Annotated in this window: 14 protein-coding genes and 1 pseudogene; 13 read left to right on the top strand and 2 right to left on the bottom strand. The window is 51.6% G+C overall.

The features are described 5' to 3' along the window. Positions 1 to 105: 105 nt before the first annotated feature. A pseudogene (locus Hfont_RS09485) lies at positions 106 to 1410 on the top strand (MFS transporter); the annotation flags it as partial. A gap of 36 nt (positions 1411 to 1446) precedes the next feature. Here Hfont_RS09485 and Hfont_RS09490 read toward each other — a convergent pair. Together Hfont_RS09490 and Hfont_RS09495 are read right to left on the bottom strand one after the other, a co-directional pair. Further along, on the bottom strand, positions 1447 to 4704 hold the full coding sequence (locus Hfont_RS09490) for a PAS domain S-box protein (protein WP_112992130.1): 3258 nt from the start codon (positions 4702 to 4704) through the stop codon (positions 1447 to 1449). A gap of 91 nt (positions 4705 to 4795) precedes the next feature. Next, on the bottom strand, positions 4796 to 7039 hold the full coding sequence (locus tag Hfont_RS09495) for a two-component system response regulator (RefSeq protein ID WP_112992131.1): 2244 nt from the start codon (positions 7037 to 7039) through the stop codon (positions 4796 to 4798). 143 nt (positions 7040 to 7182) lie between these two features. Between Hfont_RS09495 and aroC the strand changes: the two genes are divergently transcribed. From aroC to trpA, 12 genes are all read left to right on the top strand, one after another. Beyond that, positions 7183 to 8283 (top strand): chorismate synthase, encoded by a 1101-nt coding sequence (gene aroC, locus Hfont_RS09500; protein ID WP_112992132.1) that lies wholly within the window; start codon positions 7183 to 7185, stop codon positions 8281 to 8283. Between the two features lie 44 nt (positions 8284 to 8327). Beyond that, on the top strand, positions 8328 to 9155 hold the full coding sequence (locus Hfont_RS09505; protein WP_112992133.1) for a M48 family metallopeptidase: 828 nt from the start codon (positions 8328 to 8330) through the stop codon (positions 9153 to 9155). Between the two features lie 165 nt (positions 9156 to 9320). Beyond that, the gene (leuC, locus tag Hfont_RS09510) at positions 9321 to 10721 is read left to right on the top strand and encodes a 3-isopropylmalate dehydratase large subunit (RefSeq protein ID WP_112992134.1); all 1401 of its coding nucleotides are present in this window, start codon (positions 9321 to 9323) and stop codon (positions 10719 to 10721) included. An 18-nt stretch (positions 10722 to 10739) separates the two neighbouring features. Beyond that, positions 10740 to 10871 (top strand): entericidin A/B family lipoprotein, encoded by a 132-nt coding sequence (locus tag Hfont_RS09515; protein ID WP_112992135.1) that lies wholly within the window; start codon positions 10740 to 10742, stop codon positions 10869 to 10871. A gap of 84 nt (positions 10872 to 10955) precedes the next feature. Beyond that, the gene (gene leuD, locus Hfont_RS09520; RefSeq protein ID WP_112992136.1) at positions 10956 to 11603 is read left to right on the top strand and encodes a 3-isopropylmalate dehydratase small subunit; all 648 of its coding nucleotides are present in this window, start codon (positions 10956 to 10958) and stop codon (positions 11601 to 11603) included. 85 nt (positions 11604 to 11688) lie between these two features. After that, positions 11689 to 12759: a 3-isopropylmalate dehydrogenase gene (gene leuB / locus Hfont_RS09525; RefSeq protein WP_112992137.1), complete on the top strand. Its 1071-nt coding sequence runs from the start codon at positions 11689 to 11691 to the stop codon at positions 12757 to 12759. Between the two features lie 51 nt (positions 12760 to 12810). Further along, positions 12811 to 13923 (top strand): aspartate-semialdehyde dehydrogenase, encoded by a 1113-nt coding sequence (asd, locus tag Hfont_RS09530; RefSeq protein ID WP_112992138.1) that lies wholly within the window; start codon positions 12811 to 12813, stop codon positions 13921 to 13923. Between the two features lie 298 nt (positions 13924 to 14221). Further along, positions 14222 to 16927, top strand: coding sequence for a motility hub landmark protein FimV (locus Hfont_RS09535; protein WP_277740463.1), 2706 nt, complete (start codon positions 14222 to 14224; stop codon positions 16925 to 16927). Between the two features lie 86 nt (positions 16928 to 17013). After that, positions 17014 to 17841 carry a tRNA pseudouridine(38-40) synthase TruA gene (truA, locus tag Hfont_RS09540; RefSeq protein ID WP_112992444.1) on the top strand — a complete coding sequence of 276 codons (828 nt, stop codon included), beginning with the start codon at positions 17014 to 17016 and terminating at the stop codon, positions 17839 to 17841. Between the two features lie 89 nt (positions 17842 to 17930). Next, positions 17931 to 18620 carry a phosphoribosylanthranilate isomerase gene (locus tag Hfont_RS09545; protein WP_112992140.1) on the top strand — a complete coding sequence of 230 codons (690 nt, stop codon included), beginning with the start codon at positions 17931 to 17933 and terminating at the stop codon, positions 18618 to 18620. A gap of 12 nt (positions 18621 to 18632) precedes the next feature. Next, the gene (gene trpB, locus Hfont_RS09550) at positions 18633 to 19904 is read left to right on the top strand and encodes a tryptophan synthase subunit beta (protein ID WP_112992141.1); all 1272 of its coding nucleotides are present in this window, start codon (positions 18633 to 18635) and stop codon (positions 19902 to 19904) included. An 89-nt stretch (positions 19905 to 19993) separates the two neighbouring features. Then, a complete protein-coding gene (gene trpA, locus Hfont_RS09555; protein ID WP_112992142.1) occupies positions 19994 to 20791 on the top strand; it encodes a tryptophan synthase subunit alpha in 798 nt (265 codons plus the stop codon). Positions 20792 to 20904 lie beyond the last annotated feature (113 nt).

Here is a 20904-nt window from a genome sequence, read left to right on the forward strand (position 1 = left end):
TTATTTGGTGAACCGGACAATCGCGTACTATTCTGCTGGCAGCGCCGAGGACCATGATGCTCTGTTGTGCGCCCCACTCATTCACATTTCCACGATTTCATTTACATGAAAAAACCAAGTCAGTTTTCTCTACTCGCGCAAGGTCGTTTTGCACCGTTTTTCTGGGCTCAATTTTTTGGTGCATTCAATGACAATGTGTTCAAGACTGCCTTGTTGACGATATTGACTTTTGAGGCGTTCAACTGGACCACGATGGATACGGGGTTTCTGAACAACCTGATTCCAGGTTTGTTTATCTTGCCTTTCGTATTGTTTTCCGCAATTGCAGGGCAACTTGCCGACAAGTTTGAAAAATCCGGCTTGGTGCGTTACATCAAGCTGCTTGAAATCGGCATCATGCTGGTCGCAGCCGTAGGCTGGTTTACGCAGAATTTATGGTTGTTGATTGCTGCGGTGGCGGGCATGGGCTTGCATTCCGCTTTGTTTGGCCCTGTCAAATATGCTTACCTGCCGCAAAAGCTGGCACCGGAAGAACTGGTGGGTGGTAACGGTGTGGTCGAGATGGGAACCTTTGTCGGTATTTTGCTGGGCGAAGTATTGGGCGCAGTACTAGTGTTGCAAAAACCATGGGGCATAGAGTTGGTTGCCGGCGGCACGATTGCGATTGCAGTGGCAGGGTGGTTGGCGAGCAGGGCAATCCCGTATTCGCCAGCGCCTGTGCCCGACTTGAAAATCAACTGGAATCTGGCCACGGAAACAGTACGCAACATCAGTTACTCGCGGAAAAATCGCACAGTATTTCTTGCGATGTTGGCCAACTCCTGGTTCTGGTTTTATGGCGCGATCATGCTGGCGCAATTCCCGCTGTATGCGAAGCAGTATCTGCATGGCGATCACAGTATTTTCGTTTTGCTGTTGACGATTTTTTCTCTGGGGATCGGTGTCGGCTCTTTGTTATGCGAAAGATTGTCCGGCCGTAAAGTGGAAATTGGATTGGTGCCGCTGGGAGCGATTGGTTTGTCGGTGTTCGGTTTTGATCTATTTCTTGCGAGTGGCGCTTATACGAGTACCAGCCTGGTTGATTTTTCAAGTTTCCTGCAGCAGCCTGGCAGTATGCGTATCCTGCTTGATTGCCTGTTGATAGGCGGTTTTGGCGGTTTGTATATCGTGCCACTGTTCGCATTGATACAGACGCGTTGCGATCCTACGCATATGTCGCGCACGATCGCCGGCATGAATATCCTGAATGCCTTGTTCATGGTGGTGGCTGCGTTGCTGGCGATGGTGTTATTGAATGCGGGTTTGAGTATTCCGCAATTGTTTATGGTGACGGCAATTTTGAATGCTGTGGTCACTGGATCCATCTTTGTTGCCGTACCTGAGTTTCTGCTGCGTTTCCGTGCCTGGTTGGGCTTTTAAGAACGTCTGCACTCTCGGATAAAGCAATCACGCTAGTGGATGCAAGGTATCGTTATCGTTGCTGTGTTGCGGAGCGACCAGAGGCAAGGTCAAGGTGAAGGTCGTGCCTGTGCCTACAGCACTTTGTACGCGCACGCGACCACCGAGTATGCCGCTGACGATATTGTGCGTGATATTCAAGCCTAAACCGGACCCACCTTCACCAAGCTTGGTTGTAAAAAACGGATCAAAAATTCGGGTCAAATTACTGCCTGGAATCCCTATGCCATCATCCTTCACAGTGATTTCTACCCAGCCATCTGCGCTATTGCATGCACCCACCACAACACTACCCTGAGTTCTTCCTTCAAAACCGTGCAGCAGCGCATTGCTGATCAGATTGGTCAGTACCTGACCCAGTGGGCCGGGATAGCTATCAAAGGTCAGATCAGCCGGAATGCTTTGTTCCACGGTGAAAGGCGTCTTGCGTATCGCCGGCCACAAGGTCAGCAGGATTTCACCGGTGATTTCTTCCAGTGAAAAGCTCCGTCTTTGAGAACTGGTTTGATCGATGGCAACTTGTTTGAAGCTGTTCACCAGATCCGCTGCGCGATGCAGATTGCGCACCAGAATATCGCTGGCCTTGTCGACATCAGTGAAATAGCTTTCCAGGCTGGAGCGTTTGATACCTTTATCGCCGCGATAATTGTCGAGTAATTTTGAAGTCTGGTTGCTGAGTGTACTGGCCACCATCAGACTATTGCCGATAGGCGTATTCAATTCATGCGAAATCCCCGCTACCAGTGCGCCTAGTGCTGCGAGTTTCTCATTGTTAACCAACTCTTCATGCGCCATATTCAACGCTTCCAGCGTGGTCTCCAGTTCCTGATTTGCTTGTTGTAATTCTTCGGTCCGTTCGACGACGCGGTCTTCCAGCGTCGCGTTGAATTCCAGAATCTCGGTTTCGATCAAACGTTTTTCGGTGATGTCCTGGCATGCCAGGATGCCGAACTGCTCACCTTCCAGCAAAAAAACATGGCCGGAAAACTGGATCAATATCTTGCTCTGGTCGCCGCAATACATCCATAACTCGGCTAGCTGTTCCAGGCTGCCGGTACTTTGCAGATTGCTCAGGACGGCGTCGCGATCGGCGGGATTGCAATACATGGCGAGATCCAGCGTGTTCTTGCCGAGCACGGACTGCCGTGTGCGTTTGAACAATTGTTCAAATGCGGCATTGACGTCCTTGATCACGTTATTGTTGCTGAGTTGCGTGACGAACATGGGTACCGGCGTGGAATGGAAAATCGTTGCGAAACGTTGTTCGCTGAGTCGCAACTCTTCTTCTGCGCGCTTGCGCTCCAGTTCCGCCGACGCACGTTCGCTGAATACCTGCAGCAGCGATTTAACGAGATCAGGGTTGCGTAGCGGTTTGGAGTGCATCACGGCCAGTACGCCTATGGCAAGGCCGTTGGCATCGTGCAGCGGCGCACCGGCGTAGCTGTCCCAGCCACGTTTGATCAGGGAGGCGTTCTGCGCGAACATATTTTGTACATCATGTGTGAAAACGCAGAGGCCGGCATCCAGCGTATGTCCATAAGGTGTGCCGGGTATCGCGCACTCGAAGTTGTCGACGATTTCGCCATGCATATGCGATGCCAGTGTCAGAATGCGCTGCGGGTCAGTACTGGAACGCAGCGCTATCAGTGCGCAATCGGTGCGCAGCGCAGCGGCCAGATCGTTGACCAGCAATTCAAAGAAGGGCTCACCGGCGATGCCCTGCGTGCCCTGTGCCAGCCGCAGCAGCGCATGATCGGCTTCCATCTTTTGTTCTTCCAGCAGCCTTTGACTGGTTACATCGCGCATGACGGCCAGCATGTATGTTTCGTCGTCGATGCAGAACAGCGTTGCATTGAGCAGGCAGTGGTGAATTTCACCGGCCTTGTTGCGCATGCTCCAGGCGAAATTTTCCACCTGCTTATCGCGCTCAAGCAGCTGGAATAATTCTGTACGCTCTTCCGGATATACCCAGATGTGCAAGCGCAAACCGTTTTTCAAAAGCCATTCATCGCGTGTAAAACCGAGAATTTTTTCAAACGCAGCATTGACTTCGATAAATGTGCCGTCGGGATAACGTGCAATCGAAATCGGCTCTGGGTTGCAGCGGAAGGCACCAGCAAATTTTGCTTCAGACAGACGCTGCACTTCTGCGACGCGGCGTTTTTCTGTGATGTCTTCCACCATTGATAACAGGCGCCCGGCATTGCCGGCATCATCGTCTATGGTCGAATAATGCCATTCACAAGTAATGATGCGACCATCTGCAGTCAGGTTCTCTTGTATGGATTGTGTATCTGCTGGGTTTGATCTTGATTGCAGCACGATATCTTCAATCAGATGGCGTTTATCGAGCGGCGCCAGAAAGCGGATATGTCGTCCAAGCGCGAGATCGCGGCGATAACCGAATATCCGTTCTGCAGCGGGATTCCATTCCACAACTTGAAGTTTTTTATCCCACTCGATGATGGCAATCGGGCTTTGCTCAAGGAATACGCGAAAACGTGTTTCCCGTTCCTGCAGCGCCAGTTGAATGCGTGTCTGTTGATGTTGATCTATTCCACTGATATTTTCTTGCTTGGTGTCGCCAAAAATTTCTCGCAGGCGTTTGCGTATGGTTTCAAGTTGCTGCGACAGCAAAGCAATTTCGCCGTGACGCTTGCCTCCAATTGTATGATCAAGCTGTCCGGACAATAGCTGTTGCGTATCGGTATTCAAGCGTAGCAGTGGACGTATCAAACGACGTTCGAAAAAGAGCAGGATCAACAGAATGGATACGGCGATTTGAAACGCCAGTGGCCACAATTGTTGCAGCAGATTGTTGGTCGTCATTTTTTGCAGACGTGCGCCGCCGACTTCAATCTTGAGCGAGCCTGCAACCTGACCACGGTAATAGATATTGGTTTCGGAGGAGGCAATAAAACCGCTCGGGCGTTTGCGTCGCTGGTCGCTGACAAAGACGGTTCGCTTGTTGTCGCGTATTTCAATGCGCACAATATCGTCATTGCGCCACATCGCAGCATCGGCCAATGCAGAGGCATCGTCGTATTTGAGATTCCATACGGCTTCGCTCATGGTGTCGGCCAAGGCCAAGGCGTTTTCTTCGGCGAGTTTGATGGTGCTTTTGTTGACTTCGGTGTCGTAGGTTTTGAACCAGCTATAGCCATTGATTGCAATGGCAGGCACGAGCAAGCCGATTGCCACCGCCAGTACGATAGAACGTCGCAGGGTGAGTACGCTTTTTTTCATGTCGTCCGGTTAGGGTGGGGGACTATGCAATAAGAAAACGTTACGGCGGTGGTAGGGCTTGTATTTGTGTGGCGAAGTGCAGATTTACCGTTTAGGTCGTTTTATGGGTACGCAACCAGTCGTGCAGTGCATCTGAAGTCAAGGGTTTTGAAAACAAATAGCCTTGTCCATAAGGGCAGCCGAGTTCGGTCAGAATTTTTGCTTGTCGCTCATCTTCAACGCCTTCGGCGATGATATCCAGCTCCAGATTGCGGCCTAACTGAATGATCATTTCTGCGATGCTGCTGCCGCGCGAAGAATCGGTAATTTCCATGACGAATGCTCGATCGATTTTGAGTCTATCGACGCTCAATTTTTGCAAATGGCTGAGCGATGAGAAACCGGTGCCGAAGTCATCAATGGCAATGCTGACGCCGGTTTCTGTAATTTGATCGAGCAATTTGATCAGTGCGTCCGGCTCTTCCATCGCCATCGATTCTGTGATTTCAAGCTCAATGCAATGCGGTGGAGCATTGGTGTCTTCCAATGCCTTGCGCAGCATGCTGAGAAAATGCGGATGACGGAATTGAACCTGCGATACATTGACCGACATCATGAAGTTGGGAAAGCCATGACGTTGAATGCGCACCAACTCCTGGCAAGCCTGGCGCAATACCCATTCGCCGAGCTCGATGATCAGGCCGGAGTATTCCGCAATCGGAATAAAGCGGCTTGGTGAAATCATCGTTTTATCTTCTGTCTGCCAGCGCAATAACGCTTCTGCGCCCACAGGCAAACGCGTGACCATATCGATCTGCGGTTGGTAGACGACGAACAGGTGTCTTTCTTCAAACGCGGCACGCAGTGCATGCATCATATTCACGCGTTCGCGTATGTCTATACCCATGCTGCGCGAGAAATGCAGATAACCGGTGCGTTGCTGCAGCTTGGCGCGTTTCAACGCAATATGGGCATTCTTCAGCGCTTCAACACCGCGGCCCTCGTGCTCTGATAAACGTACCAAGCCCACCGTGGCAGAAAGCTGTACATCCTGCCCATCAATACTGAACGGTCGTTCAAATTGCGCCAATACCGCTGCCGGATTTACCTGGATGTCATCGCCCAGTACGCCAAACGTATCGCCACCCACGCGCGCCACAACCAGTCTGTCGCCCAAACGCGATTGCAGGCGCGACGCAACAGACAGCAACAACAGGTCGCCGAATTGATGTCCCAGCGTATCGTTGGTTTCAGCAAAATGATCGATGTCGATCAGTGCCAGTGTGGTTGGTTTATCTGTCGTTGAGATCAGGTTGTCGTCGATGATTTCTTTGAGGCGCGTGCGATTCGGTAGTTTTGTCAGCGAATCGTAGAAGGCAGAATTGTGCAGATTTGTGACCAGCATGATGTTGGCGAGGCCAACTGAAATATTGCTGCAAAAAACTTCCAGTAATCGCAGAGCCGTGTCGTTTAACGGTCTATCGATATGGAAGAAGGCTGCGAAGTCGTTGATAGCGTTGCCGCCAAAGTGCAGTGCTGTAAATTCGCGTCCATAAATATTGCGGCGTTCGTTGAGGGCGCGACGCAAGGCATGACCGATTTGCTCATCTTCCAATGTGGATACAGAATGATTCAGCAGATTCCGGTATTTGCCGGCAGCTGCGACCACAAATAATTCGGTGTCCTGATTTTGCAACGTTTCGCGTACGCAAAAAAGACCATTAGGCTGGATATCCAGCAAGTGGGAAATTTGTCTGAGGACGCCGTTTGTAAATTCTTCCAGCGTTTGTAGTGCCATCAATTCGGTGCTTGCGCGCAAGATCATGTCCAGGCCGCGGCTGCTTGAATTGATGGTACAGATTTGTTCGTAAGAACGGATGGCCGCAGTGACGACTGTATATAACTTGATACGTGTCAGTTCGGATTTCGTCTTGTAATCATTGATATCGAATTGCTGGATAGCGTCGATTTCCGGCGCGTAGCCAGGTTGACCGGTGCGCAGGATAATGCGCACTTCGGTTCTGTGCAAGACATCGCGTATGTAATGAACGAGTTGCAGACCTTCATCCTGCTGTTCCATGACAACGTCCAGCAAAATGACCGCAACATTCGGTTCATTTGCCAGGATCGCGCGCGCTTGCTGCGCAGAGTAAGCGTGTAGAAATGACAGCGGTCGATTTTGTATTTCAACGTTGCTGAGGGCAAAGGTTGTTGCTGAATGGACGTCTGCATCATCATCGATGATCATGACCTGCCAAACATCCTTGCTTGTACCCAGAGTATTGTTGTCGGATGGTGTTGCAGCTTCATCCAGAAATACAAGGTCATCCTCGCTATGGCTGACCGACTTGCTCATGTTGCCTTCTCCGGGATTTGGTTTTTATAGTATGGAAACCGTATATTGCACACCGATTTAACATACGGCAATGATTTTTCTTGAAGTATTTGTGTTCTGCGCACTGGTAGAATGGTGCTTTATTCAATTGATCATTAACCATCATGTCCGGTAATACATTTGGCACACTCTTTACTGTCACCACTTTTGGCGAATCTCACGGTCCCGCGATCGGTTGCGTAATCGATGGTTGTCCGCCTGGCATGGTGTTGTCAGAAGCCGACATTCAGCTCGATCTGGATCGCCGTAAGCCAGGGACCTCGCGTCATGTGACCCAACGTCAGGAATCGGATACCGTCGAAATCCTGTCCGGCGTGTTTGAAGGCAAGACAACCGGTACGCCGATTGCGCTGTTGATTCGCAACGAAGACCAGCGCAGCAAGGACTACGGCAATATCACCGACACTTTCCGCCCTGGTCATGCCGATTACACGTACTGGCATAAGTACGGTATCCGCGATCCGCGTGGTGGTGGCCGTTCATCTGCTCGCCTGACGGCGCCGGTAGTCGGCGCTGCAGCGATTGCGAAGAAGTGGTTGCTGGAACAATACGGCACTACCTTCAAAGGTTGCATGAGTCAGTTGGGCGAAATTGAAATCCCGTTCGAGAACTGGGCGCACGTTCCTGAAAACCCATTCTTCTCGGCCAATGCAAGCATACTTCCGCAGCTGGAAGCGTATATGGATGACTTGCGCAAGAACGGCGATTCCTGCGGTGCGCGCATCGACGTCGTTGCCGAGAATGTGCCGATCGGACTGGGTGAGCCGATTTACGACAAGCTGGATGCGGAAATCGCTTACGCATTGATGGGCATCAATGCCGTCAAGGGTGTGGAGATAGGTGCAGGCTTCAAGTCGGTTGCGCAAAAAGGAACAGAGCACGGCGATGAATTGACGCCTGGCGGTTTTGCCAGCAATAACGCAGGTGGCGTGCTGGGCGGAATTTCAACCGGGCAGAACATCACGGCGTCGATTGCGATCAAACCGACATCCAGTATTCGTACCGCACGTCATTCGATAGATAAAGTCGGCAATCCGATCATGGTTGAAACGCTGGGTCGACATGATCCTTGCGTTGGCATTCGGGCCACGCCTATCGCTGAAGCCATGCTGGCATTGGTGCTGATGGATCATGCCTTGCGTCACCGTGCGCAATGTGGCGACGTCAAGGTCAGTACGCCGCAGATTCCTGCCAGTGCAGGTTGATTTTTAGTCGCAGTGTTTTTCTGAATTTTCGATAAGGAGCCGGATTGAAACTCTTTAAATCGCATTCTATTCACGCGTCGACTATTCTTGTTTTCTCGGTGCTGACCTTGTCCGCCTGCGAAACCGTACAAACCACGCAAGGCGGAGTGGTTGGGGTTGATCGCAGCCAAAGAATGGCGATTTCGGCGCAGCAACTGGATCAAGCTGCATCCAAGCAGTACGGTGAATTGATCGCGGAAGAAAAGAAGAAAAACAATCTCAACCGCGATTCGGCACAAGTCGCACGCGTACGCTCTATTTCGAATCGTCTGATTGCACAAACACCTGCTTTCCGCCCTGACGCAAAAGCTTGGCAGTGGGAAGTCAATGTACTGACCTCGGCTGAAGTCAATGCGTGGTGCATGCCAGGCGGGAAAATTGCGGTCTATAGTGGTCTGATCGAGAAACTCAAGGTAACGGACGATGAGCTGGCCGCAGTCATCGGCCATGAAATCTCACACGCCTTGCGTGAACATGCACGTGAGCGCGCGTCGAGTCAGATGGTTGCCGGTAGTGTTATTTCGATTGGTTCTGCTTTGTTCGGCGTTGGCAGTCTAGGTCAAACAGGTGCTGAATACGCGTACATGGGCGTGATTGGCCTGCCGAATTCACGCGAGCATGAAAGAGAAGCCGACCGCATTGGTGTCGAATTGGCCGCGCGTGCCGGTTACGATCCGCGTGCCGCGATTACGCTATGGCAAAAAATGGGGCAGGTCGGCGGCAGTGCGCCACCTGCATTTCTATCTACCCATCCATCGAGTGCCGATCGCAGCAGCGATCTGGCGGTATACGCGCAACGCGTGATGCCACTTTATCTACAAACCAAAAAATAGACCTCCATAGCAGGGCATTGCTTTAAATGTAATTACCCTCATGTTGGAGGTGCCACACGCTTTTCGGCGTGCGCGTAGCCGTTTCCTGCAATGGAGATGCGCTAAATATGGCATAATTAAAGGCTGTTTATATCAGTCGTTACTGACTTACTTTGGCACACGAATATGGCTCAAACGCTCTACGATAAACTCTGGCAATCGCACGTTGTTGAAACCGGCGACGATGGCACAACCGTGCTTTACATCGATCGTCATCTGTTGCATGAAGTCACCAGCCCGCAGGCTTTTGAAGGCTTGAAGCTGGCTGGTCGTCGCCCATGGCGCGTCTCCGCCAATCTGATGGTGGCGGATCACAATGTGCCGACTACCGACCGCTCGGAAGGGATTGCAGATCCGACATCGCGCCTGCAGGTTGAAACGCTGGATCACAATGCACACGAATACGGCTTGACCTATTTCAGCATGCGCGACAAGCGTCAAGGTATCGTGCACGTAATCGGACCTGAGCAAGGTGCAACTTTGCCCGGCATGACCGTGGTTTGCGGTGATTCGCACACGTCCACACATGGCGCGTTTGGCGCATTGGCGCACGGCATAGGCACGTCGGAAGTCGAGCACGTACTTGCGACGCAAACCTTGCTGGCGCAAAAATCCAAAGCGATGCTGGTACAGGTCGACGGTCCATTGCCGCTTGGCGTCACTGCAAAAGACATCGTGTTGGCCATTATTGGCAAAATCGGCACCGCAGGCGGCACCGGTTATGCAATTGAATTTGCCGGTTCGACCATACGTTCCTTGTCGATGGAAGGTCGCATGACCATCTGCAATATGGCTATCGAAGCAGGCGCACGTGCCGGCATGGTCGGCGTCGACGAAACCACGATCAATTACGTCAAGGGCCGTCCTTTGTCGCCTGTCGGCCCGCACTGGGATCGCGCAGTCGAATACTGGCGTACCTTGCATTCCGATGCCGGTGCCAAGTTCGATATGGTCGTGACCTTGAACGCTGCAGAAATCAAACCGCAAGTCAGTTGGGGCACATCGCCAGAGATGGTCGTGTCGGTTGATGGTCGCGTACCTGATCCGGATAAAGAAAAAGATGCAACCAAGCGTGACGGTATGGAAAAAGCGCTTGTGTACATGGGGCTGAAGCCAAACACGCCGATTACCGATATCCGTATCGATAAAGTGTTCATCGGTTCCTGCACCAATTCACGCATAGAAGATTTGCGCGCTGCTGCTGCTGTAGTACGTGGCAAGCATCGTGCCTCGAATGTGAAACTGGCGATGGTGGTGCCAGGCTCGGGATTGGTCAAAGAGCAGGCAGAACGCGAAGGTTTGGACAAGATTTTCAAGGCGGCTGGTTTCGAATGGCGTGAGCCGGGTTGTTCCATGTGTCTGGCTATGAATGCTGATCGTCTGGAGCCGGGTGAGCGTTGTGCGTCGACCTCGAATCGCAATTTCGAAGGACGTCAGGGTGCAGGCGGCCGCACGCATCTGGTTAGTCCGGCGATGGCTGCAGCTGCCGGTATTGAAGGCCATTTTGTTGATGTTCGGGCGTTGTAAATAAAACTGGGGAAAAACATGAAAAAAACAGTTTCGATATTTTTGCTGATCGCATTTTCCGGTCTGCTGACAGCTTGCAATACGATGAGTGGCTTGGGTAAGGATGTGGAGCACCTGGGCGACAAGATACAAAATAAGGCTGCGAAATAACGCGCTTGTGTCGCTGCGCGGATGAGAAAATTGAATCAGTGCGGCAACGCTTAGTCGTTGCCACACATGTTAATAGTTGGAAGTATGGAAAAATTTAATATTCTTGATGGTTTGGTTGCACCGCTGGATCGTGCAAATGTCGATACCGACGCCATCATTCCGAAACAGTTTTTGAAATCGATACAACGCACCGGTTTCGGTCCGAACCTGTTCGATGAATGGCGCTATCTGGATCAAGGCGAGCCGGGCAAGGATAATTCCACTCGTCCCTTGAACCCTGATTTTGTGCTGAATCAAGCGCGCTATCAAGGTGCTCAGATTTTATTGGCGCGCAAGAATTTCGGCTGCGGCTCCTCACGCGAACATGCGCCGTGGGCCTTGAGCCAGTATGGTTTTCGCGCGATTGTTGCGCCCAGCTTTGCCGATATTTTCTTCAATAACTGTTACAAAAACGGCTTGCTGCCAGTCGTGTTGACTGAATTGCAAATCGATCATTTGTTCAACGAGGTCAAGGCTTTCCCTGGCTACCATCTGGTGATCGATCTGGAAAAGCAAATCATAGGTACCAGCAACGGTAGCGTTGCCTATCCATTCGACATTGATGCTTTCCGCAAATACTGTTTGTTGAACGGTTTCGATGACATCGGCCTGACTTTGCAAAAGGCCGACAAGATACGCGAGTATGAAGAGCGTCATCTTGCTGCTCAGCCTTGGCTCTCGAACACTATTTAACGACGCGTATCATACGATTTGATACGTACGGCTTGGTATCAAGCCGCGCTTTCCCTCTTTTTTTAATTCTTACTGAAGTTATCAAATGAAAATTGCAATTCTGCCAGGCGATGGCATTGGTCCGGAAATCATGAATCAAGCAGTCAAGGTGATGAACGCCTTGGGTGAAAAGTTTGAAACCGAAACCGTGCCGGTCGGCGGAGCAGCATATGCAGAGCAAGGTCATCCATTGCCGGAATCGACCTTGAAGGTCGCGAAAGAAGCGGACGCTATTTTGTTCGGTGCCGTTGGCGATTTCAAATACGACACGCTGGAACGTTCGCTGCGCCCTGAGCAAGCGATTCTCGGCCTGCGCAAGCATCTGGGTTTGTTTGCCAACTTCCGTCCTGCGATTCTGTATCCGGAACTGGCTGGTGCGTCGTCCTTGAAACCGGAAATCGTTTCCGGCCTCGACATCATGATCGTGCGCGAATTGACTGGTGACATTTACTTCGGCCAACCGCGCGGTATGCGCGAAGCACCGGACGGTCCGTTCAAGGGCTCGCGTGAAGGTTTCGACACCATGCGTTACAGCGAACCAGAAATTCGCCGCATTGCGCACGTCGCATTCCAGGCTGCGCAAAAACGCAGCAAGCGTTTGACCAGCGTCGATAAAGCTAACGTATTGGAAACCTTCCAGTTCTGGCGCGATGTGGTCACCGACGTGCACAAGGAATACAAAGACGTCAAACTTGATCACATGTACGTCGATAACGCAGCAATGCAATTGGTACGCGCACCGAAAGAATTCGACGTTGTTGTCACCGGTAATATGTTTGGCGACATCCTGTCCGACGCAGCAGCAATGTTGACCGGTTCTATCGGCATGTTGCCATCGGCTTCTCTGGATGCAAACAACAAGGGTTTGTACGAACCTTCTCACGGTTCGGCTCCTGATATCGCAGGCAAGGATATCGCCAACCCATTGGCACAAATCCTGTCGCTGGCGATGATGTTGCGTTATTCACTGGCCAAGACCGAGCAGGCTGATCGTATTGAAGCTGCAGTGAAGTCGGTATTGAAGCAAGGCTTGCGTACGGTAGATATCTACGAAGCCGGCACCACCAAAGTCAGCACGACGCAAATGGGTGATGCAGTCGTTAAGGCGTTGGCATAAAAATCTGCTGTTTTTTGATTAATGGGTGCGGAAAGCACCTGAATTAAGGAAATGATGATGAAAGTTGTTGGCTTAGTCGGTTGGCGTGGGATGGTGGGATCGGTCTTGATGCAACGCATGCAGGAAGAGGGCGATTTCGATCTGATCGAACCAGTATTCTTCACAACATCGAACAAGGGGGGCAAAGCCCCTGCGATGGCGAAGAAGGAAACGACTCTGCAGGACGCCAACGATATCGATGCGCTGAAAAAATGCGACATCATCATTACCTGCCAAGGCGGCGATTACACCACCGAAATTTTCCCTAAGCTGCGTGCATCGGGTTGGGACGGTTACTGGATCGATGCGGCATCGACACTGCGTATGAAAGACGACGCCGTCATCATCCTTGATCCAGTCAATCAAAATGTGATCACAGACGCATTGGGTCGTGGCGTCAAAAATTACATAGGTGGCAATTGCACCAACTCCATCTTGTTGATGGGTGTCGGTGGTTTGTTCCGCGAAGGCCTGGTTGAATGGGTCAGCTCGATGACGTATCAAGCAGCATCTGGCGGCGGCGCTAATCACATGCGCGAATTGTTGTCAGGCATGGGCGTGGTTCATGGAGCAGTGGCTGATGAACTGGCCACCCCTGCGTCGGCAATTCTGGATATAGACCGCAAGGTTGCGGAAACCATACGCAAGGAAGTGCCAACCGAATTCTTCGGCGCACCTTTGGCTGGTGGCTTGATCCCTTGGATCGACGCACAACTGGAAAACGGTCAGTCGAAAGAAGAATGGAAAGGCCAAGCCGAAGTTAACAAAATCCTCGGTAATACCAACACAATTCCAGTTGATGGCTTGTGCGTACGTATCGGTGCTATGCGCTGCCACAGTTTGGCGTTGACGATCAAATTGAAGCGTGATGTGCCTTTAGCTGAAATCGAATCCATCATCCGTTCCGGCAATCAATGGGTGAAATGGGTGCCGAATGAGCGCGCCATCACCGTCAAGGAGTTGACGCCTGCAGCGATCACCGGTGGTCTGGAAATCGGTGTTGGCCGTGTGCGCAAGTTGAATCAAGGGCCAGAGTACATTTCAGCCTTCGTGATCGGTGATCAATTGCTGTGGGGCGCGGCAGAACCGCTGCGCCGCATGCTGCGCATCGTGCTGGATCGCTGATAATCGAATCGTAACTGCATGTGACGTTGTCACTACGCAACATAAACCCGCCAAATTCGCTCAAATAATGAGCGATTGGCGGGTTTTAAATTAGTTGCCAATATGGTTGCGCTTGCGCGCGTAAGTCCATGATGCTATGGTGAAAGTTCTTAGAAAAACGATAAATAAGCGTTGCTTGTGGTCCCCAACGTACGCTAACGGAATACTCTCCATGCCACTAAAAATGCGGTCAACTTCTCGCTCTAGCTTTTCCTCGTTCAAATTAAAGACGCTTAGCGCAGCGGTGATATCTGCCGTTGTGTTGTCTAATGCGCACGCCGCAGGTCTGGGGAAACTGACCGTCCTATCGTCGCTGGGGCAGCCGTTACGAGCCGAGATCGAACTGACCTCAGTTGCGCAGGATGAACTGGGGAGTTTGGTGCCTAAACTGGCGTCTGCCGATGCCTTCCGCCAAGCCAATATTGATCTGCATCCAGCATTGTTTTCATTGAGATTTGCGGTCGAGCAACGCGGTAACCGGCCTATCGTTCGGATTACTTCTACCCAGCCGATTAATGAGCCGTATGTTGATATGCTGCTGGAATTGGGTGGCAATAAAAACCGCCTGGTTCGCGAATATACCTTCCTGCTTGATCCGCCTGAAATGCGCTCTGCGCGTCCGGCACAAGTAGCACCAATTACACGTCCATTGGCTCCTGTTGCAAGACCGGTCGAAAGCATTCCAGAGCCAGTCGCACAATCGGCGCCGCCACCTTCTCAAGCTTTGCCGCCACCAGCGTCTAGCGAGGCCTTGCCTCCACCTGCGGCTGAACCAGCTCCGCGCGCCGCGCCGCAAGCAATTCGTGAAGCGACACCAGCGAAACCGGTACGTACTGCATCAGAACCAAAAGCTGACGTGTCTGCATCTGATGAATATCGGGTTAAAAAAGGCGATACGCTGGCAAAAATCGCCAATCAACACCGGCCAAGCGGCGTTTCGCTCGACCAAATGCTGGTCGCCTTGTACCGTGCGAACCCTGATGCTTTTGTAGGCAAAAACATGAATCGCCTGCGTGCCGGACAAATCCTGTCCGTGCCGGAAGCTGACACCGCAAAATCGGTGGGCCAATCCGAGGCGAGAGGTGTGGTCGTAGCGCAAGCTGCTGATTTCAATAGCTATCGCAACAAACTGGCAGACCAGGTTGCCACCGCAGAAGCGAAAAAATCTGACGACGTCAAGCAAACTGCCGGCGGAAAAATTACCACCCGTATTCAGGAGGAGTCCGCTGCTGCGGCCGAATCCAAAGACAAGTTGAAATTGTCCAAATCGGGCGCGACCACATTAAGCGCGGGTTCCGACAAGGCTGGTGCCAGCACGGAAGAGTTGATCGCTAAAGACAAGGCAATTGCAGATGCAAATGCACGCGTCAAAGAACTGGAAAAAAACGTCAGCGAACTGCAAAAGATTCTTGAAATTAAAAACAAGGATTTGGCTGAACAGCAAAAACAGGCAACCGCTGCTGCAACGCCAGCTGCGGTAATTCCACCAGTAGCAGCTCCGGCACCAGTTGCAGAGACACCTTCTGCTGCAACTCCTCCTGTTGCTGCAGAGGCGCCAGCTGCCGAACCGGCCCCGGTGCCAACGGCTGAGCCAGTTGTGCCGCCAGCCCCAGTTGCTGAAGTTAAACCAGTACCTAAAAAACCTGTCGTTGTTGCGCCACCGCCACCTGAACCAAGTTTCCTGGATGACTTGATGGGTAACGCGATGTTCTTGCCTGGCGCTGCAGCATTGCTTGCAGGCTTGGGTATTTACAGTTCGCGTCGTCGCAAGCAAACCAAATCGTTTGAAGACAGCATCATCTCGGATTCCAGCCTTAAATCGAACTCGCTGTTTGGTTCCACCGGTGGTCAAAGTGTCGATACCAATAACAGTGTCTTCAATTCCAATTTCGTTCCTTCTGCCAGCCAGCTGGACACGAATGAGGTCGATCCGATTGCAGAAGCCGACGTTTATATTGCTTATGGTCGTGATGCTCAGGCGGAAGAAATTTTGAAGGAAGCCTTGCGCAATCAACCTGACCGTCATGCAGTACGCGTCAAGTTGCTGGAAATTTATGCCAACCGCAATGACGCGCGTTCGTTCGAGATTTTGGCGAGCGAGTTGTACAGCATGACAAAAGGCGAGGGCGAAGATTGGACGCAAGCCGCGAATCTTGGCTTGATTCTGGACCCGGGCAATCCTTTATATGCCAGTGGTGCCGGATCAGAAAAAGGCGAGTCCAAAGCGGCCGCATTGCTGGCACCTACCCAGCCGTTTGACGAGGTACATGCCGAGTCGCCAGCGGACGTTGCAGAGTCGGTTAGTTCATTTGAAAGTTCTTTAGCTGAAAACAGCTTGTCCTTGCCGGAAGAAGACGAACATAAAACGGTCGCTTCGATGCAGCCGGATGTAGTCGAGGATCTCGATTTTGATCTGGAAGGCTTGGATCTTGAAACTCCGGACAATAAATCGCCTGATGCAACGCCGGCGAAAGCCGAAATGCCAGCGGATATTGCTGATATCGATTTCGGCTTCCTGGAAGATAACAAGCCTGCTGCGCATGCCATAGAGGAACAATCTGCACCTGAAGAATTTTCGGCGCCGGAAATTCGCATTCCAGACGACCTCGGCCTTGATTTCCCATCTAAAAGCGATGCGCCTGTAAACGTGCAAGCTGCAAATATCGCTTCGACACCGATCAAGGATGTGGCAGCCGATCTATCTGATATTTCACTTGATCTAAACCCTGTTGCCGCGCCAGTAGCGGTGTCAAGCCTGGATGAGGAGCATTTTGCGCTGGATGGCGTGGATGAAGCGACCAGCTATACCAGCAACGCAGAAATGGCGACCAAGCTTGATCTGGCGATTGCCTATCAGGAAATCGGTGACAAGGAAGGTGCGCGCGAACTGCTGGAGGAAGTAGTCAAAGGCGGTAACGGTGAGCAATCCGAGAAGGCGAGAAACCTGCTGAGCAAACTCGCCTGACGGGCTAAAATGCAGTATCGACGGGCGCAATGCACTGCTTGCGCCCGTTTTTCATTTTCAGTTTCGATTTTCGGGCAATGTTTATCATGAATGGCGAATCAGGCAGCTCAGGCGAAGCAAAACGCATCGTGCTCGGCGTGCAATACGACGGCGCGCCTTGGCAGGGCTGGCAGACGCAGCTTAACGGTTTGACTGTGCAAGACAAGCTGGAACTCGCATTGGGGAAATTTACCCAGCATGACATTTCTACCTCATGCGCCGGACGCACCGATGCCGGCGTGCATGCAATCGAGCAAGTGGTGCATTTCGATACCGTGCTGGATAGGGATATGCAATCGTGGGTGCGTGGTGTGAACACTTTTCTGCCATCATCGATCGCGGTGCGTTGGGCGACTGAGGTCACGAACGATACAGAGGAAAATTTTCACGCCCGCTTCAGTGCGCGCTCCAGAACCTATCAATACGTGTTGTACAACAATCAGGTGCGTTCGCCTTTGCTGGAAGGCAAAGCAGGCTGGGTGTTCCGCACGCTGGATGTCGATAAGATGCGTGTAGCGGCCGAGCATCTACTTGGCGAACACGATTTTTCCAGCTTTCGTTCCGTGCAATGTCAGGCCAAATCGCCGGTCAAGACGATGTATGCAATCAAGATCGAGCAACGTGGTGATTTGATCATGTTCACTGTCCATGCCAACGCGTTTTTGCATCACATGGTGCGCAACATTATCGGTTCGCTGATTTATGTCGGAAATGGCACGCAACCAACTGCGTGGTTGAAAGAGCTGCTGGAAGCACAAGATCGCAAAGTTGCCGCGCCAACCTTCATGGCGGATGGTTTGTATCTTGCCAAAATCGATTACGATCCAAAATGGAAATTGCCGCAAATCGACACACAAAATTTTCTATGGTCTTGATTGCGTTTTAAAAGGTGTGCTTCATCGGTAATCTTGAACTTGATACGCATAGACAATAAGCACATGTTTTTCAATAGGCTGGTAACACAATGACACATCGCACTCGCATCAAAATTTGCGGTTTGACTAGACTGGAAGATGTACAAGGCGCGATTACGGCTGGTGCCGATGCGGTCGGTTTTGTCTTTTATGCCAAAAGCCCGCGCTATATTCAGCCTGAAACCGCGGCGAAGTTGATTGCGCAAATCCCGCCTTTCGTCACTGCGGTTGGTTTGTTCGTGAATGCCAGCGTGGAAGAAGTGCAGGTGGTTGTAGAACAGACCTCGATTGCAATGCTGCAATTTCACGGTGATGAGACGGTAGAACAGTGTGCTGCCATCGCCGCTGCAGTGAACCGGCCTTTCATGCGCGCAATACGTGTAAAACCGGATACCAGCCCCGCCGATTTGCTAAAATACGAATCTGATTATCGTGCCGCCAGCAGATTATTCACCGGCTTGTTGCTGGATACCTATGTTGATAGCTATGGCGGCAGTGGAAAGGTCTTCGATTGGTCTCTCATTCCGGAAAACATCGCGCCTCGGGTCGTTTTAAGTGGTGGCTTGAGCGTACAAAACGCGACTGACGCGGTTACACGCGTACGCCCGTATGCCGTCGACATCAGTAGTGGTGTCGAACGCGACAAGGGCATCAAAGATCTCGCGAAAATTCGCGCCTTTATCGCCGCCGTGCAGCTTGCCGATACAGCAAACGCAAATGCACGCAGCCAGACTAAATAACAAGAGAACATCATGAAAGAATTAGACGCCTTAGGCAGTTTTGCCGAGCGACAAGCAATCATCGAGAGTGCATTGCATCAAACAGCACCTTACAATTTGCCAGACGCCAAAGGCCACTTCGGCCCATACGGTGGCAGCTTTGTGGCAGAAACGTTGAGCCACGCGCTGGCTGAATTGAAAGAAGCGTATGCGCACTACAGCAAGGATCCTTCCTTCCTTGCAGAATTTCATTACGACTTGAAGCATTTCGTCGGTCGCCCAAGTCCGATTTATCACGCCAAACGCTGGTCTGAAAAGATGGGTGGCGCACAGATTTACTTCAAGCGTGAAGACTTGAATCACACCGGCGCGCACAAGATCAATAACGTGATTGGTCAGGCCTTGCTGGCACGCCGCATGGGCAAGCCACGCATCATTGCAGAAACCGGTGCCGGCCAGCATGGTGTGGCGACCGCGACGATTTGCGCGCGCTTCGGCCTCGAATGCGTGGTTTACATGGGTAGCGAAGACGTCAAACGTCAGGCGCAAAACGTGTATCGGATGAAGTTGCTGGGTGCGACAGTGGTGCCGGTTGAATCCGGTTCCAAGACCTTGAAAGACGCGTTGAATGAAGCGATGCGCGACTGGGTTACCAACGTTGAAAATACCTTTTACATCATCGGTACCGTCGCCGGTCCGCATCCATATCCAATGATGGTGCGCGATTTCCAATCGGTGATAGGCAAGGAATGCATAGAACAAATGCCGGAAATGACCAGTCGTCAGCCGGATTATGTCGTCGCCTGTATCGGTGGCGGCTCGAATGCCATGGGGATTTTCTATCCTTATATAGAATACAAGAATGTGCAATTGGTTGGTGTTGAAGCGGCCGGTGAGGGCTTGGAAACGGGCAAGCATTCTGCGTCACTGACAGCTGGTTCACCTGGCGTCTTGCACGGCAATCGTACTTATCTGTTGCAGGATGAAAATGGTCAAATCATCGAGACACATTCGATTTCGGCTGGCCTCGATTACCCTGGCGTAGGACCGGAACATGCATGGTTGAAAGACTCGGCACGCGCACAATACGTGTCGGTGACCGATGAAGAAGCATTGCAGGCTTTCCACGATTGCTGCCATATCGAAGGCATCATTCCTGCGCTGGAATCCAGCCATGCTTTAGCCTATGCAGCCAAGCTGGCAGCGACTTTGCCGAAAGACAAAGTGGTGTTGGCAAATCTGTCTGGTCGCGGTGACAAGGATATGCACACTGTCGCGCAGCGTATGGGGTTGAACTTCGGTTAAGCGCAATTCAAACGGCAATGGATCAGTCCATTGCCGTTTTCATTTTCATGCGCGACTGCAGTCGCGTTGTTCACTAAAGATAAAACAAGATGTCCAGAATTCAATCCACGCTATCCGCATTGGCGGCTAACAATAAAAAAGGCTTGGTCACCTTCATTACCGCAGGCGATCCTTCGCCGGACCTGACGGTGCTATTGATGCACGCACTGGTCGCAGGTGGTGCCGATATCCTCGAACTGGGCGTACCTTTTTCCGACCCGATGGCCGAAGGCCCGGTGATTCAGCGCGCTTGCGAACGAGCACTCAAGTTCAATGTCGGTATGCACGACGTATTGGGTTTTGTCAGTGAGTTTCGCAAGACCAATACGACGACGCCTGTTGTCTTGATGGGTTACGCCAATCCGATAGAACGCATAGGCCAAACGGCATTTGTCCTGGCAGCGAAAGCAGCTGGCGTGGATGGCACTATCGTGGTTGATTACCCACCGGAAGAGTGCGAAGAGTTTGCCGCGACGCTGAAGGCGAACGATATGGATCCAATTTTCCTGTTGGCACCAACCTCGACGGAAGAGCGCATCCAGCAAGTTGCCAAATTCGGCAGCGGTTTCAGTTATTACGTTTCACTGAAAGGCGTTACCGGCGCGGGCAATATCGATACAACTGAAGTGTCGCAACGCATAGCAGCGATTCGACAACACGTAAAATTGCCTATAGGCGTAGGTTTCGGCATTCGCGATGCGGCGACTGCCAAGGCGGTAGCAGCGGTATCGGATGCCGTCGTGATTGGTAGCCGTATCATTCAGGAACTGGAAAATACCCCGAGAGAGCACGCGGTAGAAGCAGTGCAGACCTTTATTGCCGGTATCCGCAAGGCGCTGGACGAATAAGGTGAAAATGTCTTTGTAGACAAGTAAAATACTGCGAATCAAATAAGCGATCAGAAAAAACACGCAATTGTGGCGAATATCCGTGCAAACGGTACAATTCGCCAAGTCAAAAT

Origin of the sequence: Herminiimonas fonticola (genome assembly GCF_003293745.1) — a bacterium.
In the GTDB taxonomy this organism is placed as follows: Bacteria; Pseudomonadota; Gammaproteobacteria; order Burkholderiales; family Burkholderiaceae_D; genus Oxalicibacterium; species Oxalicibacterium fonticola.